Consider the following 24,187-nt stretch of genomic DNA (forward strand, 5'->3'; position numbering starts at 1 on the left):
CGATATCGCTGTCTTCCTGCATGGCTTCGGCGACGTCGCGGGTCTGGAACGCGATGGATTCGAGCGTCGCGCGGACGACGTGCTCGCGTCGGGTGCCGCGTGTCATGCCGACGATGGTGCCGCGTGCGCGCTGGTCCCAGTGAGGCGCGCCGAGGCCGGCGAAGGCGGGGACGAAGTAGACGCCGTCGGTGGAGTCGACCGAGCGGGCGAGTTCCTCTGTCTCGGCGGCGTCCTCGATGAGGGTCATATCTTCGAGCCACTCGATAGCGGCGCCGGTGATGAAGATGGAGCCTTCGAGGGCGTACTGGACGGGTTCGCCGGAGCGCTGGAAGCCCACCGTCGTCAGGAGGCCGTTCTCGCTCATGACGGCTTCGTCGCCGGTGTTCATGAGCATGAACGACCCCGTACCGTAGGTGTTCTTGGCGTCGCCGGCGTCGAAGCAGGTCTGTCCGAACAGCGCGGCCTGCTGGTCGCCGAGCGCGCCGGCGACGGGGATTTCCGCGCCGAGGAAGCCGTCGGCGTCGGTCGAGCCGTAGGTGTCCTCGTCCGACGAGGGTCGGACTTCGGGGAGAAGCGCCTCGGGGACGTTGAACTCGTCTAAGAGTTCGTCGTCCCAGTCCATGTCGTGGATGTTGAACAACATGGTTCGGGAGGCGTTGGTGACGTCGGTGATGTGGTTGCCGGTGAGGTTGTAGATGACCCACGAGTCGATGGTACCCATCATCAACTCGCCGTCCTCGGCGCGGTCACGGACGTCGTCGGGACGCATGCGCGCGAGTTTGATCTGGTCGGTGTTGTCGAGGAGCCACTCTGCTTTGGTCGCGGAGAAGTATGCGTCGGGTTCGAGGCCGGTCTTCTCGCGGACCCACTCTTCTTTGCCTTCGTCTTGGAGTTTCTCGATGCGGTCGGTGGTGCGCCGGTCCTGCCAGACGATGGCGTTGGCGATTGGTTTGCCGGTTTCGCGGTCCCAGATGAGGGTGGTTTCGCGCTGGTTGGTGATGCCGATAGCCTCGAGTTGCTCTGCGTCGAGGTCGGCTTCGTCGAGGGCGTCGAGGATGACGGCCTCGGTGTTCTCCCAAATCTCTTCGGGGTCGTGTTCGACCCAGCCGGGTTCGGGGTAGATCTGTTCGTGTTTTCGGTACGCGTTGGCGACGACTCGGCCGTCGTGGTCGAAGACCATGAAGCGGGTTCCGGTAGTGCCCTGGTCGATGGCTCCGACGTATGTTTCGTTTGTCATGATTACAACTCCAACTCCTGCCGGCCCCACGGGCCCGCCGTCGGCGACGCCGCGGTACGCCGAACGTGCTAACAGACCCCAAGAATTAGCATAAACGTTTCTCAAATACCACGTTTGCGAATGTCCGTACAGTTCGAACGTTCGCGGTACAGTCGGGCGGTCAGGGAGTTCCGTCGCCGTCAGACCCATACCCGCGCGGACCAACATCTGGTAATGACGCGAAACACCGACGTGCTGGTGGTCGGCGGTGGTGCGACGGGTGCCGGAATCGCTCGTGACCTCGCACTCCGCGGCGTCGAGGTGACACTCGTCGAACGCGGGGGCCTGGCGTCCGGAACGTCCGGGCGGTCACACGGGCTCTTACACAGCGGTGCGCGGTACGCCGAGGCCGACGAAGTCGGCGCGCGCGAGTGCATCGAAGAGAATCGAATACTGAGACATATCGCGGGTGAGTGCATCCGCGACACGGGCGGTCTGTTCGTCCAACTCGAAGGCGACGACCCAGGGTACTTCGACGCCAAGCGCGCGGCCTGCGAGGACATCGGTATCCCGACCGAGACGCTCTCCGGCGAGGAGATTCGCGCGGAGATACCCGACCTCTCCGCGGGCGTCGAACGGGTGATGAAGGTGCCCGACGGCGTCGTCTACCCCTCGCGCCTCGTCGCTGCCAACGCGGCGGACGCCCGCGACCACGGCGCGACCATCCTCACGGACGCGCCCGTCGAGGGGATGCGCGTCGAGGGCGGGGAAGTCGTCGCCGTCGCCGTCGGCGGCAGCGTCGACGACACCATCGAAGCCACGCACGTCGTCAACGCCGCCGGCGCGTGGGCGGGCGAACTCGGCGAGATGGCCGGCGTCGACGTGGAGCTGCGCCCGACGAAGGGCGTGATGGTCTCCGTCGACTACGAGGGGTTGGGCCCGGTACTCAACCGCGCCCGCGACCCCGAAGACGGCGACATCGTCGTCCCGCACGACGGCGAAGTCGTCCTCGGCACGACGAGCGTCGAAGTCGACGACCCGGACGACTACCCGCAGGACGCCGAAGAGGTAGTGGCGATGCGCGAGGAGTGCGGGAAGATGCTCCCGGCCGTCGCCGACGCCGAACAACGGCGGGTCTGGTGGGGCGTCAGACCGCTGTACGCCCCCGACGAGGACTCCCGAGGCGGTGCCCGCGGTATCTCTCGCGGGTTCTTCGTCCTCGACCACGCCGAGGAGGGCGTCGAGAACCTCACGAGCGTCGTCGGCGGGAAACTCACCACCTACCGCCAGATGGCGGAGGCGACGGCGGACCGCGTCTGCGACCGACTCGGCGTCGAGGCCGCGTGCGAGACGGCCGAAAAGCGACTCCCGGGAGCGGACGACCCCGAACAGTTGGACCGCTTCGTCGCGGCGTTCGGGGAGGCACAACCGACAGACGAGGACGTGGTTCGCGGCCGCGCGGACGACTGACGGAGTGCGGAATCGCGCGCTATCGGCGGCCGTCGGCGACGGCGAATCCCGCGCCGGACTCGGACGCTTCGCTCACGGTCGAGACAGTCGCGTGCTCCGGCGGAGAGCGAAAGCGCGTCGCGAAGGCGCTCAGACCAGCGCTTCTTCGAGCAGTTGCAGAGGGTGTTTGATGTCGTAGCCGGTGCCGTGTTCCATCTGCATCGAACACGTCGGACACTCGGTCATGCCGACGTTCCCCTCGGCGTGGTGCATGTGGTCGAACATCTCCTCGCCGATTTTCATCGAGGTGTCGTACTTCTCCTCTTTCCATCCGTAGGTGCCCGAGATGCCCGAACAGGAGTCGCCCACGTCTTCGATGACGACGCCGTCGAGTTCGCGGAACAGTTCGACCGCCTGCCGGTCGAGACCCTGATTTCGGGCGTGACACGGCGCGTGGTAGGCGAACGACTGTTCCTCCACGGAGGCGTCCTCGATGGCCGCTTCGAGGTCCTCGTGGACGCGGAGGTACTCCATCGCCTCGAACGTGTGCGCGGAGACTCGCTCGGTTCCCGAGAACGAGAACAGTTCGGGGTACTCCTGCTTCAGCGACATCGAACAGGAGGTACAGGAGGCGACCACGTCGTAGCCCTCGTCTATCAGGTCGTCGAACTCCGAGACGTTCACCGCGGCGGCGCGTTCGGCGTCGTCGAGCATCCCGTTGGCGAACATCGGCGTGCCGGAACAGCGCTGTCTCGGGACGGCTATCTCGTAGCCGAACTCCTCGTACACGCGGACGAGTGCCTTCGCCACCTCCGGAGTGTTGTAGTTCGAGTAACAGCCGTGGAAGTACGCTATCTTCTTCTCCTCGGAGGACACCTTCGCGCCGCCGCGTTCGGCCCACCACTCGCGGAACGTCTGTTCGGCGAACTCGGGGAACTCCCTCTCGGCGGTGATTCCCAGCAGTTTCTCGTTCACCTGTTGGACGAGCGAGTTGCCCATCACGAAGTTGGTGAGTCGCGGCACCTTGCTCCCGAGTTCGGCCAGCAGTCGGTAGTTCGAGAGGATGCGGTTTCGGACGTACTCCCGCGAGAGTTTGTCCATCTGTTCGTCGACGTACTCCCCGCGAGCGGTGTTGTGCATCTGGCTCAGGGGGACGCTCGACGGGCACGCGCCGTCACAGCGCATGCAGTTCGAACACGACATGATGGAGTCGTCGATGTCCTCGTCGCCCTTGCGCTTGAGTCGCCACTGCTCCGGACCCTGGAACTTCGGCCCGGGGAAGTCGTCGTCGACTTCCGCCACCGGACACGACGTGTCGCAGGCGGTACACTTGTAACAGTTGTCCGCGCCGGGGCGGAGGTCCATGTTCGTCTCGTCGTCGAACACCTGGACGGGTTCGAAGTCGTTCTGTTCGTCAACGCCGAAGTCGGATGGTGGTGTCTGTGCGTCGCTCATGTGGTCAGGCCTCCTCTCCGGCACGGCCGCCCGCGACTGCCGCCGTCGCCAGTGAGACGCCGCTCGCGGACTTCTCGCGTGCCACGTCCGCGCCGCCGACGACGCCGCCGGCCGCCCGGAGGTTCTCGAACTGTGGTTCGCCACTCGCCGTCGTGGGTCGCATCTCCTCGTCGGGGACGACGCCGAACCGCGCGAACGCGTGGTCGCCGAACGCCGCCTCCTCGGACCAGTCGTACCGGTCCTCGGCGTGCGGGACGTGACAGTCGAACAGCGGTTCGGTGACGCCCTCGCGGTCGGAGTCGATTCCCTTCCCCACGAGTCCGCCCGTCGCGAGGACGAACTGCTCTGCGTGGTAGGGGACGCGACTCCCCTTCTGGTCGACGTACACCGCCTCGATTCGGTCGCCGTCCGCCTCGTAGCCGACGGCGGGGTTGCCCGTCGCGATGCGGACGCCGGCGTCGTCTAAGGCGTCGAACAGGCGGTCTTCGAGCTTCAAGCCGAGGAGGCTCGGCGGCCCCGTCGGCACCTCGAACACCGACATGCCGAGTCGAGACTCCAAGTCCTCCCGGACCTCGTCGCCGTGCACGTCGCCGAGCATCGCCGGGAAGCCGACGCGGTCCTCGCCGCTCGTGTGTTCGCGAACCGTGTCCGCGAGGGCGCGCCGGACGCCGACGCCGCGGTCGACGCGTTCGTCCTCGTCTAACGCCTTCGCGAACCGGGTCAGTCGAGCGTCGGCGCGGAACCGTTTCGGGAACGGGAGGGTGACGCCGCGCGTCTCGAACGGGACGCCCGCGTTCGCCACGTGTTCCGCGACGACGTTCGCCGCGAAGTCCGTCGTCCCCTCGAAGCCGACGAACAGCGTGTCTTCGTCGATACTCGCCAGACCCGGCGCGACGGACGCGGGGTAGCGGGCGGTCGGTTTGACCGTCCCGCCGTAGGTCGGAACGAGCGCGTTCGTGTCGGTGTGCCCGCCCGCGTACATCTCGCCGACCGCTTCGTCGAAGATGCGGAGACCCTCTCTCACCGCCTCCTCGCCGAGGATGCGGTAGGGGTGGTCCTCGGACAGGTCGGCCATCGCCGCGTACGGGTCGGCGTGCGGTCCGTCGCCGTCGGCGTAGCCGAGAACGTCTATCAGCCCGCTCGCCTGTCTGAGCGTGCTCTTTTTGTGTGCGACCAGACGGACTTTCTTGCCCGACTCCGCCGCGGCGAGGGCCGCCGTCGTCGCGGCGAGGCCGCCGCCGACGACGAGGACGTCGTCACGAATCGGCATGGTGCCCTCCGTCTGACCGCGAGTCCGACGAGACTCGCGACGCGTCGCGTCGCTCACCTCCGTCAGTCGCCGCGCGGTCGGTGTCGTCGCCCGCGGCGTCTCCGGCCGCTCCGACGGCTGCGCTCGCGCCGGTGTCGAACGCGGCGAAGTCGACGCCCTCGTCCGACGCCGCCGGGTCGCCGTCGCGGTTCATCGTCGTCGCGTGCAGCAGGTGTTTCAGCATCGCCTGCGAGAGCTGCTCGCCCCACAGACCGTGTCGCTCGCCCTTCCAGCGCTCTTGGTAGAGTTCGTCCAGCGAGTCGCGGACGACCACCTCGCTGTAGTCTCCTATCAACTCGTTCGCCATCCGGTGACAGCAGAACGCGCCCTGACAGTTGCCCATCGAGGCGCGGGTTCGGATGCGGACGGCGTTCAGGTCCGTCCCCGAGTGGTCGAGCGCGTCGTGAATCTCGGCCTGCGTGACGGCTTCGCACTCGCAGACGGTCGGGTTCGGTCCGTCCCACCCGCCGAGTACCTCGTCCGTGCGCGACCCGAGACGCTGGGCGCTTCGACGGCCGACGGGCGAACGGATGCCGAACTCGTCCATCCAGTCGCGGAGCACGGAGAAGTCCGACGACCCGGGGAGGGGAACGTCTGCGGTCTCACACTCCGCCTCGACGCCGACCTTCTCGCAGACGTGGTCGGATATCTTCTCGGCCATCAGACGGTACGTGGTGAGTTTCCCGCCGACGATGGAGGCCATCCCCGGCAGGTCGTCGCGGTCGCCGTGGTCCAAGAGGAAGAAGTCGCGGGTGATGTCCGTCGGGTCGGTCGTCCCGGTTCCCGGCGGTTCGTAGAGGGGGCGGACGCCCCAGAACGAGCGAATCGTCCGCGCCTCCGAGAGCATCGGAACGAGTTCCGAGAGCGTGTCTATCATCAGGTCGACCTCCCACCCCTCCTCGGGGTAGTCTTCGGGGTCCTCGACCTCCTCGTCGGTCGTTCCGAGGATGCACGTCGTCTCGTGGGGGACGATGATGTCGGCGTCGCCCTTCGGCCGACAGCGGTTGACGACGGTGTCGACCTGTCGGACGTTCATGATGGTCATGACGCCCTTCGAGGGGCGGACGGCGACTTCGACGCCGGCCATCTCTCCTATCTGTCCGGCCCACGCGCCCGTCGCGTTCACGACGTAGTCGGCGTACAGTTTCTCGCGCGTGCCCGGTTCGCCCTCGCCGATGCCGAGGTCCTTGTCCTGGTGTTCGACTTCGACGCCGATTATCTCGCCGTCCTCGACGAGGACGTCCACGACTTCCGCGTGCGTCTCGACGCGCGCCCCGTGGTCGATGGCGTCGGCGGCGTTGGCGACGCAGAGGCGGAACGGGTCCACCGCACCGTCGGGGACGCGGATGGCGCGTTTGACGTCTTTCGCGAGGTACGGTTCCATCTCGCGGGCCTCTTCGCCCGAGAGCACTTCGGCGGGGATGCCGCACTCGCGACAGCCGTCGAGTTTCTTCTGGAAGTAGTCGTCGTCGTCCTCCGGCCGTTGGACGAACAGGCCGCCGGTCATCTCGACGCAGTGACTGGCGATGCGACGGAGGACGCGGTTCTCGTCGATACACTCCTTGGCGGAGGCTTGGTCCGAGACGGCGTACCGGCCTCCACTGTGGAGCAAGCCGTGCATCCGCCCCGTCGTCCCGTGTGTCAGATTCCCCTTCTCGACGAGGGTCACGTCGAGTCCGCGCATCGCGAGGTCGCGCACGATGCCGCACCCGGTTGACCCGCCGCCGATGACGAGGACGCTCGGCGTTTCGGTCATCTCACTACCTTCTGGTGGGACCGACCCCACTTTATTTTACCTCCTCTCCGACACCACGCGTAAACTATCTCTTCCGATGGGACCGACTCTCCCGAGGTGCCTTCAACTCCCGTGAGAGAGGTTCTCGACCGCATTCACCGCGTGCTCTCGCGTCTGACACTACGACGTAGATGAACGTTCCTAATAGTTACGTGTGCTCCTCGCTGACCGCCGAACACCGACGCGGAGAGCGAACCCACCCGAGAGATTTACCCGCCGTCACCGGGGTGAGAGACGCCTCGCGTTCCGCGACCGGAGACCAGGTGTTTTTATCGGTCCTCGGAGAATCTGGCAACGATAGCCAGCGTATCTCATGCGACTCACCGACCGAATCGACCGTCGACGACGCCGCGGGGAGAGAGTGCACAGCCTCGTCCGTGAACTCTCGGCGCTGAACCCGACGCATCACCTCGCAGAACCCATCGGCCGCGGGCCGACGCTGGAACGCCTCCTCGATAGACTCGACTCGACGTTCGACGGCCGCCTCCCCGAGTCGTTCTGCGTCGTCGGCCCGAAGGGCGCGGGGAAGTCCGCCGTCGTCTCCGCCCTGTTCGACCACCTCGCGGCGACGACGACGACGACGCGGCGCGGCGTCATCCAGACCACGACGCGAGCGTCGGAACCGTCACCCACCGAGTTCGCCGCCGTCGATGCACGGGCGGCAACCTCGGAGTTCGCGCTCCTCCGAACGGTGCTCGACGCCGTCGTCGACGAACGCGTGCCGCGGCAAGGCGTCGGGACCGAGACGCTCCGCGACCGACTCGCCGCGGAACTGGACTACCGGCGTCGTCTCGTCGTCGCCGTCGACCACGTCGGCGAACCGGAGACGCTCTCGCTCTCGACGCTCGACTCGGCGTTGGACCCCTTCTCCTCGGCGCTCTCTTACGTCGCCGTCGGCCGGGAGTTCACCGACGCGACGCGACCGACGGTCGAGATTCCGCGGTACGAACGCCACGCGCTCGTCGACGTGCTGACCGCGCGCGCTTCCGACGCCCTGACTCGCGACGCGTTCGACCACGAGACGGTCAGCGACGTGGCGTCGTGGGCGGACGGCGACGCGCACGACGGACTCGCCGCGCTGTTCGGTGCCGCCGTCACCGCCACCGACGAGGGCGCACCGCGAATCGACGCCTCGCACGTCGCCGCCGGGTGCGACGCCGTCCCCGACGACTGCTGTTCGCTGGGGCAGGTGCTCGCCCTCTCGGAGAGTCGCCGTCGCGTCCTCGCCGTCCTCGCGTCGCTCCCGCCGGAATCCCGTTCCTCCGTCGTCGTCGCCGCGGACGCCATCGCGGCGGACGAGTCGGTGGGGTTGTCGGCGACGACGGTGAAGCGGGTCGTGTACGAACTCGCCGAACACGGCTTCGTCCGTCGCGTCCGCGGCGAGACGACCGACGAGGGCCCCGGCCGTCCGCCGACCAGGCCCGAACCGAACTTCCCGACGGTCGTCTTCGAGCGACTGACGGCGGGGCCGACGCCGGAGTGAGTCGCCGCGGACGGTGCCTCTTTGCCGTCGTACGCCGAACCGCGACTATGGCTAGCGACGCGCCGCCACTCGTTCTCGACATCGACGGAACGCTCACCGACGACCCCGGCCGCCTCGACCCGCGCGCGTTCGACGTCCTCCCGTCGTGGGACGCGCCCGTCGTCCTCGCGACGGGGAAGGCGTTCCCCTACCCGGTGAGTCTCTGTCACTACCTCGGCCTCGACAAGAACGTCGTCGCCGAGAACGGCGGGGTCGTACTCGCCGCCGGCGAGGTGACGTACACGGGCGACAGAGACGCCGCGCAGGCCGTCGCCGACGAGTTCGTCGCACGCGGCGGCGACCTCGGATGGGGGTCGTTCGACGACACGAACTACTGGCGCGAGACGGAAGTTGCGGTGGACCGCTCGGCGGACGAGACGCTCCTCAGAGCGGTCGCCGAGGAACACGAGATGGAGGTCATCGACACCGGCTACGCCTACCACGTGAAGACGCCGGGCGTGGAGAAGGGAGTCGGCTTCGAGCGACTGTGCGAGACGCTCGGGATGGACGCGAAGGAGTTCGTCGCCGTCGGTGACAGCGTCAACGACGTGTCCACGTTCGGCGTCGTCGGCCGGTCGTACGCCGTCGCCAACGCGGACGAGGCGGCGCGGGCCGCCGCCGACGAGGTACTCTCCGAGTCGTACATGGACGGGACGCTCTCGGTGCTGCGTTCGCTCTCCGAGTAACGCTACGTCTCTTCGCTCGTCGACGCGTCGACCCACGACGCGTACGCCGGGAGCACGTCGCTCTCGTCGAACCGTTCGATACAGGGCACGTCGTGCGGGTGTAACGCCTCGATTCGGTCGCGGAGTTCGTCGTACCGTTCCGCCGTCGTCTTAGCGAGGAGTATGGTCTCGCTCTCGTCGTGCACCTCGCCGTCCCACCGGTAGACGGAGTCGGACGCGACGCGGTTCACGCACGCGGCGAGTCGCTCTTCGACGAGCGTTCGCGCGAGTTCGTCGGCGGCGTCGGGCGGGGCCGTGACGTAGACGGTGGGCACCTCAGGCTTCCGCGCCGTCGTCTTCGAACGGCGCGAACGTGCCGTTGATGTCCCACTCGTGGATGCAGTAGAGACTCCCGACGGTCGTCTCGTCGTCGGCGTCGGTCACGCGCCACGACGCCTCGGCGTCGTCCCATTTCTCGGTTCGCCCGCAGATTTCACAGGTCCGCCTCGTCGGCGTCCGGAGGGTGGGTCCCGTCATGCGCCGAGAGACGGCGGCCAACGCGAAGAAAGTTGCTCTGTCACTCGCGTCTCCTCGTTGCGTCTCCTCGTCGCGTTCCCCCCCGTCGCGTCCGCTCTCGGCCCGCCGCCACCGGCGGAGTTTTTGCCCGCCCGGACCGTCCAGCGGACATGGGATTTCACACGTTCGACGTCGACCGGGCCGCGAAGTTAGACGACGAGGGTCGCTACCGGTTCTGTTCTCGCGAGGAACTCCTCTCGCTTCTCTCTGCCGACCCCGACGCCGTCGTCGCCGATTTGGGCAGCGGAACCGGATTCTACACCGACGACGTGGCCCCGCACGTCGGGACGTGTTACGCCGTCGACGTGCAGTCGGCGATGCACGACCTGTACCGCGAGAACGGCGTCCCCGAGAACGTCGAGTTCGTCACCGCCGACGTCGCGTCGCTTCCCTTCGCGGACGACCACCTCGACGCGGCGTTCTCGACGATGGTGTACCACGAGTTCGCCGGCGACGAGGCGTTCGCCGAACTCGCCCGCGTCGTCCGCCCCGGCGGCCGTCTCGTCACGGTCGACTGGTCGAAGACGGGCGACGGCGACGACGGGCCGCCGACGGACGAACGGTTCGGCCTCGGCGACGCCGTCTCCGCCTTCGAGGCGCACGGGTTCGACGTGGCGACGGCGGCGACGCGCCGCGAGACGTTCGTCTGCGTCGCTCGCCGCCGATAACACGAACGTCTAACGAACGACGTCCGTACTAGGAAAATCTAGTACTGAATATCGAATTAGGTTGTGTCAGGACAACGCTTATCGGCGAGAGTTTGCCACTCGAAGACATGGTACTGAACAACGCGGTCATCGACCCCTACCGGGCGGAGGAAGGCTACTACGAGTGTCGCGACTGCGGTGCGCGCGTCTCGGGAACCGCGGTCACCACCTGTGAGGGGTGCGGTAGCGACGCCGTGTTCAACCTCTCCGTCTCGCGCGAGTAGTTCTCCCTCAGTCGAGGCCACCGCTGGGTGCGGCTTCGTCGACAGTCTCCTCGTCCACTTCCGCGAGTCCCGCGTATCGGTCGACGAGGAGGACGGCGACGGCACCGAAGACGGCCGTCACGGCGAATATCGCGTAGCCCTCCGTCGTCCAGACGCGGCCGAGTTCGCCGAGTTGCTCCGTCGTCTTCGCGACGGGCGCTCTCAGCGCGCCGACGATGAGGGCGACGAGGAAGGCGAGCGTGGCCTCTCGGTAGTGTTCTAACGCCCAGCGGACGGCGTGCGCGACGGTGAGCAGTCCGAGAACGGCCCCGACCATGAACACGACGACGACGACACCGTTCTCCACGACGGGAGCGACGGCCCCGCCGAGGACGAGTCCGAGGAGACTGTCGACGAACTCGCCGAGCGTTCCAGTCATGTACTCGTACTGCCCGAGGAGAATGAGGAGTAGCGACCCCGAGATGCCGGGGAGAATCATCGCGCTGACGGCGATGGCACCCGCGAGAAGGGTGACGGGGAGACTCGTCCCGAGCGAGGACCCCGCCTGCCCGGAGACGACGAACGCGAAGACGAACCCGGCGACGGCGGCGGCGATTCGACGGGGCGTGTCGACCTCGACTTCGGAGAACAGCACCCACGCCGAGGCGGCGATGAGACCGAAGAAGAACCCGAACGTCGGCACCGGGAACTCCGTGATACCGATGTGGACGACGCGAGTGATGCTGACGACGGCGACGGCGATGCCGGTTCCCAACGTGAGGAGGAAGGCGACGTCCATCTCGTGCAGTGCCTCGACGGCGTCGTCGCGACGGGCGGGGACGACGCCGCCGAGGACGGCGGCGATGCGACCGGGCGAGACGGCGGTGACGGCGGCGATGAGTCGTTCGTAGATGCCCGTGACGAGTGCGATGGTCCCGCCGGAGACGCCGGGGACGGCGTCGGCGGCACCCATACAGACGCCTTTGAGAAAGACGACGAGCCACGAGGTGGAGAGTTGTGCGCGCGCGTCGTCAGCGGCCTTCGACATGGAGGGTCGTTTGCCGCGGAGGTACTCCCGTGTTTCGCTCCGCGCGAGTGCGTGCGACTCGGCCGGACGTGGTGCAACTCCACTGCGCTCGGTAGCAGAATCCGGGAGCGAGGCGAACGTTCAAACGCTCACGAGCAGTGAACTATCACAATGAAGCTCAGCATCATCGGCAGCGGGTACGTCGGCACCACCATCGCCGCGTGCTTCGCCGACCTCGGACACGACGTCGTCAACGTCGACATCGACGAGGACGTCGTCGAGGCGCTGAACGACGGCCGTTCGCCCATCCACGAACCCGGCTTGGACGAACTCATCGAAGAACACGCCGGCGACCGCCTCCGCGCGACGACGGACTACGACGCCGTCCTCGACACCGACGTGACGTTCCTCGCTCTCACGACGCCCTCCGACGACGACGGACACATCGACCTCTCCATCATGGAGGCGGCGACGAAGTCGCTCGGGTCGACGCTCGCAGAGAAGGACAGCGACCACCTCGTGGTCACGAAGAGCACGGTCGTCCCGACGACGACGGAGGAGGTCATCACGCCCATCCTCGAAGAGCACTCCGGCAAGACGGCGGGGGAGGACTTCGACGTCGGCATGAACCCCGAGTTCCTCCGCGAGGGGAGCGCCGTATCGGACTTCTTAGACCCCGACAAGGTCGTCCTCGGGTCGAACACGTCCCGCGGCGCGGCGACGATGCGCGCGGTCTTCGACCCCCTCCTCGAACGCGCGCCCGACGCCGCCCTCGTGGAGACGGGCATCCGGGAGGCCGAGATGATAAAGTACGCCAACAACGCCTTCCTCGCGGCGAAGATTTCGCTCGCGAACGACCTCGCGAACATCTGCAAGGAGTACGGCGTCGACTCGAAAGAAGTGCTGGACGCCATCGGACTGGACTCCAGAATCGGCTCGGCGTTCCTCGGCGCGGGCGTCGGGTGGGGCGGCAGTTGCTTCCCGAAGGACGTGGCCGCCATCGTCGCCGCCGCGCGCGACGTCGGCTACGACCCCGCGATGCTGGAGGCGACCATGGAGGTGAACGACCGCCAACCCGTCCGGATGCTCGACATCCTCCGCGACCACGTCGACCCCGACGGCGCGCGCGTCGCCGTCCTCGGCCTCGCGTTCAAACCCGGCACCGACGACGTGCGCAACTCCCGCGCCATCCCCCTCGTGGACGCCCTCGTCGACGCCGGCGCGGACGTGGTCGGCTACGACCCCGTCGCGACGGCGAACTTCCGCGAGAAGTTCCCCGACATCGACTACGCCGACTCCGCCGCCGCCGCACTCGACGGTGCCGACGCCGCCCTCGTCGTCACCGACTGGGACGAGTTCGCCGCCCTGGACGACGAGTTCGACGCGATGTCGGAAGCCGTCGTCGTCGACGGCCGCCGCATCGTCACGCGACGCGACGGCATCGTCTACGAGTCGCTGGTCTGAGCCGACGCCCGAACCCCGTTCTCTCCTCGTCTCCGCTTTTCGCCTTCACCGCTTTTCTCCACCTCTCGTTGTCTCTCCCCGTTCGCCTTCGACTCTCTCTGCTCCTCTTCGTCTCTCTGCCCCCGCCGTTTCTCTGCTCCTCTTCGTCTCTCCGTCCCCTCTCCGACCCGTAGACGCTCCGCTCGCCGCGCGTCCGGAGACGGCGTCCGCTCGTCGGAGCGACGTTCCCAAAGAAGAGTTGGTCGAGTTCGAGTCGAGACGAGTCGACTCGTCGTTCGACGGCGTTACGCCGCGGGTTCGGCGAGCGTCGCCGAGTCGGGGGCGACGACCGACGAGGAAGTCGACCCCTCGTCGCCCTCGCCGTCGGACGAGGAACTCGAACCGGTGTTCAGTTCGAGTTTCTGCGCGTTGCGTTCGAGTTCGACCGAGAGGTCACCGGACTCCGCGCCGTTGACCTGTCCCTCCGAGACCGAGAGGTTCGCGCGGTCGCTGACGATGTAGCCGCTCTCGTTCAGCGACGCGGCGGTCGAGATGGTGTACGGGCCCGTCGCACGAACGCTGACGTTCGTGTAGCCGTTGTCGGGGCCGTACTCGTCGTAGCCCGTCGTCGAGTACGGGAGCGTCATCGTGAACTCGCCGTTCTCGTCCGTCTGGGCCTGCTGGGTGTAGGTGAACGTCTGGTTCGACGTGGGCATCTCCATCTGCACGCTCGCGGTGACCGTGGTGTTCGCGGGTGCACCGCTTCCCTGCACTGTCGCGCCGGGGACGCGCTCGAAGGACTTCACCCAGGCGCTGCTCTCGGGCAGAAGCGCCTGCGGGTTGACCTGTGCGGCCCGCGCGTCCTGGTACGTCAGTTGCAGGTACTGGTTCGAGGAGGTGGCCGTCGAGTTGCTCACCTTCACGAGGCGGTAGTGGTCGAGGGCTTCGACGCGTTCCTCGGGGAAGCCGCCGATGCCGCCGACCTGCGAGTTGCCGTCCTCTTCGACGAACTGCTCGGCCGCGCTCATGTTGTCGAACGTGCGGACGACCGACGCGTTACCGGCCGGGTTACCGGGGACGGTGACCGTTCCGCTGCCGGTCTGTACCGTCCGCGGTTCCCAGTCGACGACGACCGGAGACGGCTGTTTGGCGCTGCCGTGGTAGTAGTACAGGCGGGTCATCATGCTCTCGTAGAACCGCTGGTTGCGCACCAGGAAGTTCTCGCCCGTGTACTGGCCGCTGCTGTCGAGACGGTAGACGCGCTGTTCGTAGAACTCCGAGGAGGAGAAGTTCTCCTCTGCGTCGTAGAAGACGGCCGGCGCGCCGAACTTCGACCCCGGCGTCGCCATCTTCCAGTCGACCATCACGTAGCGCGTCTCGTTGCCTTCGGTGCTCTGCGACGCCAGCACGTCCTCCGCTTGGGACTCGTTCGGCGCGAGGAGGAAGTTCGCCGCCTCCGTCGCACCCTCCTGGAACGGGTTGGCGTTCGGGATGCGCTCACCCTCGACGGTTATCCAGTGTCCGTAGTCCCACCACGATTGGACGCCGTAGGCCCCCTCCGGATAGGAGAAGTCGTCCGTCTCGTCGTACTCGCCGTAGTACTCCATCTCGTTGTCAGCACCGCCGAAGGTGCCTTCGGCGGGCGTGTTCCCTTGCATCCACTCGAGCGAGGAGTCCCACCGAAGCACGTCGCCGGGGCCGTTCGCCGCGCTCGTCTGCCACGCGGTGCTCGTGTCGTCGAACGCCGGGTTACCGGTGTCTCGGACGTTGAGCGGGACGAGGAGGACGGGCGCTGCGATGAGGAGGACGACCATCACGAGCGAGACGACCTGGTACAGTTCGAGGTCCGTGACGCTGGACGCCGTCGCGCGGACGTCGAGGAACGACAGCACCTCGCCGAGGAGGTACGCGTTCATCACGACGACGATGGCGGCGAGGTAGTAGTTGAAGCGAACCTGCGTGAACGCCGCGGACGTCATGAACACCGCCCAGACGAGGACGAGTAGGTGTTCGGGGTCCTGTCGGACGAGTAGCGTCGCCCCGACGATGAGGCCGCTGACGATGGCGAGGCCGACCAGTTGGCCGCCGACGCCGATGAGACTCCCGATTCCGGCCGGGATGGCCGGCACGAGGAAGACGAGCAAGACGGCGAAGAGACTGCCGACGACGTACGCGTAGTCACGCGTGTCGCCGCGGGAGACGAGCGGCTTCGCGAGCATCCAGATCGCCGCCGCGATGGCCGTGAAGAACGTGAAGCCGTAGTCGGAGACGATGCGGTTGACCGGCGTCAGTTGCAGTCGGCTGAGCGAGTTGGGGTCGAGGTACGGTTGGGCCTCGCCGATGGTCCGCGTCGCGGCACCGGTGCCGAAGCCGAGGATGTTGAAGAAGTTCGTCGCGATGAGCGACCACGCACTCGGCAGCGCCACGTAGAGGAACCCGAGGGTGACGAGGACGAGACCGAGGACGGCCGCCGGGTACGCCGACGGCTCGACGTCGCGCGACTCGAACTGCCTGGCGACCCACGCGAGGAACACCGCGCCGACACCGACGGCGAGAGAGAGAAGCGGTTGTGCCAGAGAGAAGTGAACCGCAGAGAAGCTGAACTGGTCCACCTGAACGAACATCAACAGTGCGGTGACGCCCATCGAGACGGCGGCGGCGAACGCCGTCGGCTCGGGGCTTCGGCCGTTCGCCACGTCGCTCGACATCTTCACGAGGACGAAAGCCCCGAGGACGCCGACGATGAGCACGCCCGGCGGCCACACCCACATGTAGAGTGCCGTCGCGACGCCGGCGAGGGCCGCCCACGTGATGGACGAGCCGATGGCGTCGAAGTCGCGTTCGGAGACGACTTCCCAGATGGGCATCTCCTTCTCGGCGACGGCGAACGCGATCATCAGCGCGGCGATGGCCAGCGCTTGGAACAGCGGTTCGACGCCGTTGTGGTCCGAGACGCCGACGAGCGTCCGTTGGAGGAACAGACCGGGCATCAGACCGAGGAGGACGGCGGCGAAGACGCCGGGGCCGCGTCCGGCGAGACGCTTGCCGATGACGTACACCGGAATCGCGGTCAGCGCGCCGAACACGGCGGGAGCGACCAACAGCGTCTGCGCGACGAGTTCCGGACTCGGACTCCCGAGACCGAGAATCAGCGCGACGGTCGCGACGATCTGGTCGTAGAGCGTCCCGAACTGCCCGACGCTCGTACCGTAGGGGAAGTTCGTCCACGGGTCGAACGGCATCGTGAACGGCCAGTGCCTGACGACGTAGTTCACCTCTCTGAGGTGATACCACGCGTCGTTACCGGAGAAGAACACCTCTCCGCCTCTGATAAACTTGCTGTACGACTGGAGACGGATGACCAACATGGCGGCCATCACCACGAGAAGTGCGGGGACGTGGTACCAGTCTTCGAAGCGTTCGAGGACCGAAGACGTGTCGTAGTCCTCGCGACGCTCGTTGTCTACACTCATCGCTTTGGTGACGGAGGAAAACGCGCATAAGCCTTATGATGACGGTCTATAGGCTCCCTGTCAGGATAGTCGAGCGCGACGCTCGGTCGACCGACTCTCTCGTCTCTCCGTCCGTCACTGGTCGTGTTCGGCGGTGGCCTCGTCGTACACGGACAGCATCTGTTCGAGTACGGCCTCGGGAGAGAATCGCTCGGCTACCGACGCGCGGTTCGCCTCGCCGACGGACGGACCTGCCTCGCGTGCGCGTTCGATGGCCGCCGCGAGTGCCTCCGAGTCGCCGGGTTCGGCTCTGAACGCGGGGTCGGTCACTATCTCCGCGGGTCCGCCGACGTCGGTTGCGACCACCGGGAGTCCCGACTCCATCGCTTCGAGGAGCGTCCGGCCGAACGGTTCGGGCCAGACGCCGGGGTGGACGAACAGGTCCGAGGAAGCGTAGTACCGCTTCACCCGTTCGTACGGAACGCGCCCCTCCAACGTCACTCGGTCCTCCAGGTCGAGTGCCGTCACCACCGACTCGATTCGCTCCCGTTCGTCGCCGTCGCCGACGATTCGGAGCGTAACGTCCTCGGGGAGTCGGGCGACGGCCCGGACGAGCACGTCGACGCCTTTCTCCTTGATGAGCGACCCCACGTAGAGCACCGAGTACCCGTCGCAGTCGTTCGCTTCTCGTCGTTCGAGCGGTTCGAAGTCGGGGTCAACCATGTTGGGGACCACGACGAACGACTCGGGGTCGAACCCGTTCTCGCAGTAGACGCGCTTCGACGCCTCGCTCAAGGTGACGAAGCGGTCGATGCGTCTCGTGTACGCGCGGATGACCCGGCCTGTCGTCGGGAACGCGAGTCGCTCGTAGAGTCGTCGGAGCCGGTTCGGCTCGACGTTGAACGTCCGTTTCGGGAGGATATCGTAGGAGTTCAGTGTCGCGACGCTCGGCACGTCGTACCGGTCGCTCAGATAGCCGACGACGGGGTTGAGTGCCATGTTGTAGGCGTGGAGGAGGTCGATATCGTCGAGACCCGTCTCGGTGAACTCGAACGCGGCGGCGGCGTAGAGGTTCCCGAGTTCCGGGAGGACGTGCGGTGGTGACCCGAGTCGTCTGACCGTGACGCCGTTTACGACGTCCTCACGCCTCGCGTCGAAACTGAACACGGTCACGTCCGAGACGGCGTCGTGTCGGTCCAGGTGTTCCGCCAGTAACTGTACGCTGACCTCGCCGCCGCCGCGCATCGTCGGCGGATAGCGAGGGGTCACCAGACCAACGTGCATCGGTTTTTGGCTCCCGTGACGGAAGTATATATGTTGTGTTATCTAGGTGCAGGAGGCCTCACGAAACGGCGTAGAGACGTGGTTTGACAACACTGAAATAGTCGGGACGGGCGGAATACACACATGGTGAAGCACACGGTCGCCGTCTGCAACTACAACATGGTCGAGACCGTGGAGCGGTCGCTCCGCGCCATGCTCGACCAACTCGACGACACCTTCGAGATGGTCGTCGTCGACGGCGGGTCGCAGGACGGCAGTTTAGAGATACTCAGAGACCTCGAAGACGAGTACGAGATGCTCCGCGTCGTCTCGCTTCGCCCCGACTCGGACCGCTACCTCGGCGCCGACCGGAACACCTCCTTCGAGGCGTCTGCGGGGGAGTACATCCTCGAATCACTCGACTGCGACGACTACTACGACAACATCATCGTCGACTTCACCGACCTCTACCATCAGATAGAAGAACAGGTGGACTTCGAGTTCATGCTCCACGGGTGGGGAATCAACATCGCTCCGCGGAGTCTTCTCTTGGACGTGCCGTACTACAACCTCGGCGGCGCGGAGGACCGCGACCTGTGGCGTCGATTGTTCGCCCGAGACGCGATGATTTGGCTCCAGCACGACTCCATCGGGTGCTCGCTCGGTTACGAGAAGTCGCTGATGGACGAGATCAACCGAGACATCCACGGGAAGATCTGTGACTTCCAGTCGGGTATCACGCTGAAGAGCGCGCTCGAGTGGTCGCTGTCGCACCCGCAGTACGGCATCGTCGAGAAGGACCGGAGCTATCCCGCGAGACAACTGAAGAAAGCGTGGGACTTCGGAACGCATCTCTACGCGTACGCGAAGGCGCGGGGTCGACCGCACCACGAGGCTCCCGAACAGTTCAAAGAGAAGGGTTCGGTCGAAAAGTACATCTACGAGAACCGGATGACCGTCTCCGACATCGAGGAGACGTACGGTATCGAAATCGACACCGACAGACTCTCGAAACTCGGGCAGAAACGCCTCGTCAAATGAGGAACGTCGTCCTGCTGTGTCTGGACTCCGTGCGGATGGACACGTTTCAGGAGTTCGCGACACGCCTCCAAGACCGCGCGGACGTCGAGTACACGCAGTGTCGTGCGGCGAGTTCGTGGAGTCCGCCGAGTCACGCGAGCATGTTCACCGGCGAACTGCCACACGAACACGGTGTCCACGCGTTCAACCCCGACTTCTCTCACCTCTCGCGCGAGGACACGTTCCTCGGTGACCTCTCCGAGCATCGACTCGTCGGAACGAGTGCGAACGTCTACGCCAGTTCCGCGTACGGGTTCGACGGTCTGTTCGACGAGTTCGTCGATGTCTCTCCGCACCGGCGATTTCCGAACGGCCTTGACGTCGTCCAGTTCGGTTCCGAATCGGACGAACGGGGTCTCTCGAAGTACGCAGCGTTCGTCCGCGCGGCACTCGAACACGACCACACGCTGGAGAGCCTCGCGAACGGTGCCGTGGTGCAACTGGAAGATATCTCCGCGAAGCTCCCGTTCCCGAAGCCCACCGACGACGGAGCGAGTATCGTCGCGAAGAACGTCGAACGACTCGCCGACCACGACGACCGACCGTTCTTCCTCTTCGCGAACTTCATGGACGCGCACCTCCCGCACACGCCCGTTTGGGGATACGACCAGTCGTTGCACGACGTGCCCGCCCGCTGGCACTCCGACAGGCTGGACGACGCCGCTATCAACATCCGCGGGGAGGCGGCGGAGTACCCCGACGATATCGAGAACTTCCGACAGCTCTACGACGCGTCGGTCGAGTACCTCGACCGGAAGGTCTCTGCACTGATCGGACGCATCGAGGAAGCGACCACGCGCGAGACGACGTTCGTGGTCACCGCCGACCACGGCGAAAACCTCGCGTACCAGCGAGAAGACGGCCTCATCGGGCACAATGCGTCGCTCTCGGAGGCGCTCTTGCACGTGCCACTGTTAATCATCAACGCTCCAGCGTCTTCGACTGCCGTCGTCGACGACTACGTGAGTCATCTGGACCTGGGTGAGTTGATAGTCGGCCTCACATCAGGGACAGCACCCGATATCGGTCGGAGTCGCGTCTTCGCCGAGCGAATCGGCTCGACCACGTCGAACGACCACTCCGAGAAGGTCAGACGGCGTCTCACCCGAACGATTCGAGCCGTCTACGAAGGTCGAGACAAGTTCCTGTGGGACTCGACGGGGTTCTCCGGGCGATACGAACTCGACCCCGACCGACCGAGTTGGGAGCGACTGGCCGACGACGGAATCGACGTCGCGGAGTTCGATGCGTCGTTCTCCGTCCCGTTGGAAGACGCCCGTGAGACCGGTCTCGCCTCCCAGTCGAGGGGAGAGACGAACACCGCAACCAAGCAGCGACTCGAAGACTTGGGCTACCTCTGAGCGCTCGTGAAGTCCTCTCTCGACCTGAACCTCAAGAGCGAAGCGCTCTCTGCCGTCACCTCCAAGGTCGCGATGGCCGCCCTCGGCTTCGCCGGTGTCGTCATCTTCGCGAACGAACTCGGCGCGGAGGGGTTGGGACTGTACTACCTTCTTCTCGCACCCAGTCAGATAATCGCGAAGGTCCAGACCGGAGTCGGAACGGCGCTGAAGAAGCGCATCAGCGAGGCGCAGACCCAGGCAGGAGAGTACATCTCTATCGGACTGCTCACTCACGTCGTCGTCACCGCTGTGACCGTCGCCGTCGTCGTCCTGTTCGGCTCTGTCCTCCAGCGGTACATCGACGCGTTCGAGCAACCGGTACTCATCGCGCTCATCGTCGCGTCGTTCGGTCTGTTCGAGGTGGCGTTCAAGGTGTTCGAGGGAAGCGGCTACCCCGCTCGCGCCTCGTGGATGGATACCGTCAGGAGCGTACTCACACTGGGTCTGCAGCTCGTGTTCCTGTTCATGGGATACGCCGTATACGGTCTCGTCGGCGGGTACGTGCTCGCGGCCATCGTCACCGCGGTTGCTATGCTCGTCAACACGGGCGTCCAACCGACGATGCCGTCCCGCACAGCGCTCGGACGCACGTGGTCGTTCTCGAAGTGGAGCGTCCCCAACTCGCTGCTCTCGGCGTCGTACTTCAGGATGGACGTGATAATCCTCGGCATCCTGTTCGTGAGTACCGACCCCGTGGCCGCCTACGAGACGTCGCTCCGCCTCTCGCAGGTCGCCGCGTACTTCGCTGCGAGCATCTCCGCCCCACTCGTCGTGAAGATGAGCGGCCTGTCGTCCATCGGCGAGAGCGTCGAGTTCGACCTCAAGAACGCCATGTCGTACGTCGGCCTGTTCGCGCTTCCCATCTTCTTCGGCGCGCTGGCGATTCCGGAGGCGCTGATGGTCACGGTGTTCGGCCCGACGTTCTCGGGCGCCGGCCCGGTTCTCATCGGACTCGCGCTGTTTCAGGTGTTGAACTCCTATCGACAGCCGATAGACGCGCTCATCGAGGCGACGGACCGACCGAAACTCAAGTTCCGAGTCATGCTCGTCACCGTCGTCGTCAACGTCGCGCTCGCGTTCCCCCTCGGCTGGGAGTTCGGCGTCATCGGCGTCGTCGCGGCGACGGTCATCGCGGAGTTGACCCGGTTCGTCCTGTATCAGACCGTCGCCTACCGCGAGTTCGGTCGACCGGTCGCCACCCGTCCGATGTTCCACCAGGCCGTCGCGGCGGCGACCATGTTCGTCGCCGTCGAACTCGTCACCCGCGAGTTCCGCATCGCTGGGTGGCTGGACCTCCTCTTCGTCGTCGGCTTCGCGGGCGTGGTCTACTTCGTCGCACTGACCGTCCTCAGCGACCACTTCAGAGACCTCGTCTCGTCGACGCTGTCTCAACTCGTCTCGTCGGAGACCAGCGACTCGTAGACCCGTTCGGTCTCTTCGCAGACGGCGTCCCACCTCGGGAGCGACTCGCTCGGTGCGTCGAGGCCCGCGGCCCGTCCGACCGCCGCCGCGACGGTAGACGGCGTCGGGTCGTCGACGCCCACACAGTCGTCTCGTCCCACCCAGTCCACCAACGCCCCGGCCTCCCGAACCACGCACGGCGTCCCCGCCGCCAACGCCTCCGCGACGGTCATGCCGTACGCCTCGAACGACGACATCGTCACGAACGCCGCCGCACCGGCGTACAGTCCGGGTAACTCCTCGTCGGCGACGTAGCCGAGGAACTCGACGCGGTCCGCGACGCCGCGGGACTCGGCCCGTCGCTTCAGTTCCTCGGAGTAGGACCCGCTCCCGGCGACCAAGAGGTCGTACTCCGGCAACTCGGTCATCGCGTCGACGACGAACTGGACGCCTTTGTACTCCTCGACGCGGCCGACGCAGAGGAGGTACGGTCGGTCGCGGTCGAACGGTTCCGCCCCGGCGAATCGGTCGACGTGGAGACCGTTCGGAATCACCGTCGCGTCGATACCGAAGTCGTCGTCGAGCCGTCGCCGCTCCCACTCGCTGACGGCGACGACCTGCCGTGCGCGTTCGAGTGCGCGTCTGCCGACCGCCGCGTAGAGACGGAGCAGCGCGTCTCGGAACCCCGATGCGCTCCCCGCGTGGTAGTGCGGCGTCGCGACGAACGGGTCCGTCGTCGCCGCCGCGGCGAACGCCAGCGGGAGCGAGTGGTAGTTGTGGCCGTGGACGACGTCGGCGTCGAACGCGCGGACGGCGGTGAAGATTCCGGGGGCGGCGTGGTAGGCGTCGCCGGGTGCGAACGCGTCGAACCGCCGAACCGAGACACCGTCGCGGACGCACGTCGTCTCCACGTCGGGACCGTCGTCCGCGCTGAAGACGGTCACGTCGTGACCGCGTTCGACCATCCCCGCGGCGAGTTCCTCGACGTGCGTCTCGACGCCGCCGGTGTGTGGCGGGTACTTCGAGGTGACGTAGAGTACCCTCATCGCTCGCTCTCGAACGCCGCGCGCGACTCGCGGTCTATCTCCCACGTCCCGTCGGCGTCGCCTCGAAGTCGAAGGGCGGCGACCAGCAGCGACGCCTGCGCGTCCAACACCGCGTAGACGGGTTGAAGCGGGCCGAGTGCGTCTCGCTGACCGAGTGCGCCGAACGCGAGGAAGGCGGCGATGAGGCAGAGGCCGAACGGCCCCCCGAGGACGAACACGCCGGCGGTGAAAAGCGTCGCAGCAGCGAGGAGTAGCCACGGTCCGACGACCATCAGGAGGTAGTTCGCGGGGAGGACGACGAGTCCGTACAGCCCCAGGGAGGAGTCGAACCGCGCGTCGGCGTGTCGGTGGAGCAGTTGGAGCAGTCCCATCGCGCGGCGGTCTTTCCGCGTCCGACGCTTCGTGAACTCCGAGACGCCTGACTCGGCGAACTGCATCGTCGGGTCCATCACGACGCGCTTGCCCGCCCGTCTGATTCGGAGCGCGATTTCGGTGTCGTCGGCGAGTGAGTCCTCGGCGATGGGCGAGAACAGGTCTCGACGGAAGGCGAAACAGGGGCCGTGGAAGATGAACGTCGAGTCGAGTCGGGACTCGACGCGCTGGACGAGAGAGAGCATGTCGCGGTAGTCCTGTTCGACGTCGCTGTCGCCGATGACATCCGTCTGTCGGCCCGTCACCGCACCGACTGCGTCGTCCGCGAGGTTCGCGGCGGCGACTCGGAGAACGCTCGGGTCGAGTTTCGAGTCGGCGTCGGTTCGGAACACCACCTCGCCCGAGGCGGCCCGAATCGCGTCGTTGAGCGCCGGTGCGACCCCGCGTCGCTCGTCGTCGTGGAGAATCGTCAGCGACGGGGCGTCTCGACCCTCGAAGAACGAGCGAACCACCGCGGGCGTGCCGTCGTCGGACGCGTCCGCGAGGACGAGTTCGACCTTCTCCATCGGATAGTCGAGAGCGAGCACGTCCCGGAGTTTCGTCTCGATGATCTCCGCTTCGTTGTACGTCGGGACGACGACGCTGACGGTCGGTTCCCACTCGCCTTTCTCCGCCGGCGACCCCTCCGGTCGGAGGAGCGCGAAGAGCGCGAGGTAGAGGAGGTACGGAAAGAGCGCGATAGCCGACAGACAGACGGCGAGGGCCGTCGAACCGAGGGCGACTGCGTTGCGGCGCATAGCTGGCTT

The 24,187-nt window shown here is 66.3% G+C and carries 20 protein-coding genes; 9 read left to right on the forward strand and 11 right to left on the reverse strand.

What is annotated here, in order from left to right:
- Nucleotides 1-1,237 (reverse strand): glycerol kinase GlpK (glpK, locus tag BM282_RS04890; protein WP_089879389.1); only part of this gene is annotated, 1,237 nt, incomplete at its 3' end.
- A gap of 213 nt (nt 1,238-1,450) precedes the next feature.
- Here glpK and BM282_RS04895 point away from each other — a divergent pair.
- Nucleotides 1,451-2,686 carry an FAD-dependent oxidoreductase gene (locus BM282_RS04895; RefSeq protein WP_089877416.1) on the forward strand — a complete coding sequence of 412 codons (1,236 nt, stop codon included), beginning with the start codon at nt 1,451-1,453 and terminating at the stop codon, nt 2,684-2,686.
- A 129-nt stretch (nt 2,687-2,815) separates the two neighbouring features.
- On the opposite strand, the gene BM282_RS04900 is transcribed toward BM282_RS04895, so the two are convergent.
- From BM282_RS04900 to glpA, 3 genes are read right to left on the reverse strand one after another with little or no spacing between them, the layout of a single operon-like run.
- Nucleotides 2,816-4,120, reverse strand: a complete 1,305-nt coding sequence (locus BM282_RS04900; RefSeq protein ID WP_089877419.1) for an anaerobic glycerol-3-phosphate dehydrogenase subunit C — start codon at nt 4,118-4,120, stop codon at nt 2,816-2,818.
- A 4-nt stretch (nt 4,121-4,124) separates the two neighbouring features.
- Nucleotides 4,125-5,390, reverse strand: a complete 1,266-nt coding sequence (gene glpB / locus BM282_RS04905) for a glycerol-3-phosphate dehydrogenase subunit GlpB (protein ID WP_089879392.1) — start codon at nt 5,388-5,390, stop codon at nt 4,125-4,127.
- Complete coding sequence (gene glpA / locus BM282_RS04910) at nt 5,377-7,185, reverse strand: anaerobic glycerol-3-phosphate dehydrogenase subunit GlpA (RefSeq protein ID WP_089877422.1); 1,809 nt, start codon at nt 7,183-7,185, stop codon at nt 5,377-5,379. Before glpA ends, glpB begins: the two co-directional genes overlap by 14 nt.
- A 352-nt stretch (nt 7,186-7,537) precedes the next feature.
- On the opposite strand from glpA, the gene BM282_RS04915 reads away from it, so the two are divergent.
- Both BM282_RS04915 and BM282_RS04920 read left to right on the forward strand, forming a co-directional pair.
- Nucleotides 7,538-8,707 (forward strand): Cdc6/Cdc18 family protein, encoded by a 1,170-nt coding sequence (locus tag BM282_RS04915; protein ID WP_089877425.1) that lies wholly within the window; start codon nt 7,538-7,540, stop codon nt 8,705-8,707.
- 47 nt (nt 8,708-8,754) lie between these two features.
- Entirely contained in the window at nt 8,755-9,432 is a 678-nt protein-coding gene (locus BM282_RS04920) for a phosphoglycolate phosphatase (protein ID WP_089877427.1), read from the forward strand.
- A gap of 2 nt (nt 9,433-9,434) precedes the next feature.
- On the opposite strand, the gene cutA is transcribed toward BM282_RS04920, so the two are convergent.
- Both cutA and BM282_RS04930 read right to left on the reverse strand, forming a co-directional pair.
- On the reverse strand, nt 9,435-9,746 hold the full coding sequence (gene cutA / locus BM282_RS04925) for a divalent-cation tolerance protein CutA (RefSeq protein ID WP_089877430.1): 312 nt from the start codon (nt 9,744-9,746) through the stop codon (nt 9,435-9,437).
- 1 nt (nt 9,747) lies between these two features.
- Nucleotides 9,748-9,948 carry an HEWD family protein gene (locus tag BM282_RS04930; protein ID WP_089877433.1) on the reverse strand — a complete coding sequence of 67 codons (201 nt, stop codon included), beginning with the start codon at nt 9,946-9,948 and terminating at the stop codon, nt 9,748-9,750.
- Nucleotides 9,949-10,097: 149 nt separating this feature from the next.
- Here BM282_RS04930 and BM282_RS04935 point away from each other — a divergent pair, with 149 nt between their 5' ends.
- Both BM282_RS04935 and BM282_RS18130 read left to right on the forward strand, forming a co-directional pair.
- Nucleotides 10,098-10,655, forward strand: coding sequence for a class I SAM-dependent methyltransferase (locus tag BM282_RS04935; protein ID WP_089877436.1), 558 nt, complete (start codon nt 10,098-10,100; stop codon nt 10,653-10,655).
- A 107-nt stretch (nt 10,656-10,762) separates the two neighbouring features.
- Nucleotides 10,763-10,918: a rubrerythrin-like domain-containing protein gene (locus BM282_RS18130; RefSeq protein WP_139229690.1), complete on the forward strand. Its 156-nt coding sequence runs from the start codon at nt 10,763-10,765 to the stop codon at nt 10,916-10,918.
- Between the two features lie 7 nt (nt 10,919-10,925).
- On the opposite strand, the gene BM282_RS04940 is transcribed toward BM282_RS18130, so the two are convergent.
- Nucleotides 10,926-11,945 carry a DUF368 domain-containing protein gene (locus BM282_RS04940; protein WP_089877439.1) on the reverse strand — a complete coding sequence of 340 codons (1,020 nt, stop codon included), beginning with the start codon at nt 11,943-11,945 and terminating at the stop codon, nt 10,926-10,928.
- 150 nt (nt 11,946-12,095) lie between these two features.
- Between BM282_RS04940 and aglM the strand changes: the two genes are divergently transcribed.
- Complete coding sequence (gene aglM / locus BM282_RS04945; protein WP_089877442.1) at nt 12,096-13,388, forward strand: UDP-glucose 6-dehydrogenase AglM; 1,293 nt, start codon at nt 12,096-12,098, stop codon at nt 13,386-13,388.
- 284 nt (nt 13,389-13,672) lie between these two features.
- Here the strand turns inward: aglM and BM282_RS04950 are convergent, their stop codons facing one another.
- On the reverse strand, nt 13,673-16,840 hold the full coding sequence (locus BM282_RS04950) for an oligosaccharyl transferase, archaeosortase A system-associated (protein ID WP_089877445.1): 3,168 nt from the start codon (nt 16,838-16,840) through the stop codon (nt 13,673-13,675).
- Nucleotides 16,841-16,954: 114 nt separating this feature from the next.
- The gene (locus BM282_RS04955; RefSeq protein ID WP_089877448.1) at nt 16,955-18,103 is read right to left on the reverse strand and encodes a glycosyltransferase family 4 protein; all 1,149 of its coding nucleotides are present in this window, start codon (nt 18,101-18,103) and stop codon (nt 16,955-16,957) included.
- Nucleotides 18,104-18,226: 123 nt separating this feature from the next.
- Here BM282_RS04955 and BM282_RS04960 point away from each other — a divergent pair, with 123 nt between their 5' ends.
- From BM282_RS04960 to BM282_RS04970, 3 genes are read left to right on the forward strand one after another with little or no spacing between them, the layout of a single operon-like run.
- A complete protein-coding gene (locus BM282_RS04960; RefSeq protein ID WP_089877451.1) occupies nt 18,227-19,123 on the forward strand; it encodes a glycosyltransferase family 2 protein in 897 nt (298 codons plus the stop codon).
- A complete protein-coding gene (locus tag BM282_RS04965; protein WP_089877453.1) occupies nt 19,120-20,523 on the forward strand; it encodes a sulfatase-like hydrolase/transferase in 1,404 nt (467 codons plus the stop codon). The genes BM282_RS04960 and BM282_RS04965 overlap by 4 nt, the downstream gene beginning before the upstream one ends.
- Before the next feature lie 6 nt (nt 20,524-20,529).
- Nucleotides 20,530-21,984, forward strand: coding sequence for a lipopolysaccharide biosynthesis protein (locus tag BM282_RS04970; protein WP_089877456.1), 1,455 nt, complete (start codon nt 20,530-20,532; stop codon nt 21,982-21,984).
- Here the strand turns inward: BM282_RS04970 and BM282_RS04975 are convergent.
- A complete protein-coding gene (locus tag BM282_RS04975; protein ID WP_089877459.1) occupies nt 21,951-23,009 on the reverse strand; it encodes a glycosyltransferase family 4 protein in 1,059 nt (352 codons plus the stop codon). The genes BM282_RS04970 and BM282_RS04975 overlap by 34 nt on opposite strands.
- Nucleotides 23,006-24,178: a glycosyltransferase gene (locus BM282_RS04980; protein ID WP_089877463.1), complete on the reverse strand. Its 1,173-nt coding sequence runs from the start codon at nt 24,176-24,178 to the stop codon at nt 23,006-23,008. The genes BM282_RS04975 and BM282_RS04980 overlap by 4 nt, the downstream gene beginning before the upstream one ends.
- Between the last annotated feature and the right edge of the window lie 9 nt (nt 24,179-24,187).

The sequence above is a fragment of the Halogeometricum limi genome, assembly GCF_900115785.1.
Taxonomy (GTDB): Archaea; Halobacteriota; Halobacteria; order Halobacteriales; family Haloferacaceae; genus Halogeometricum; species Halogeometricum limi.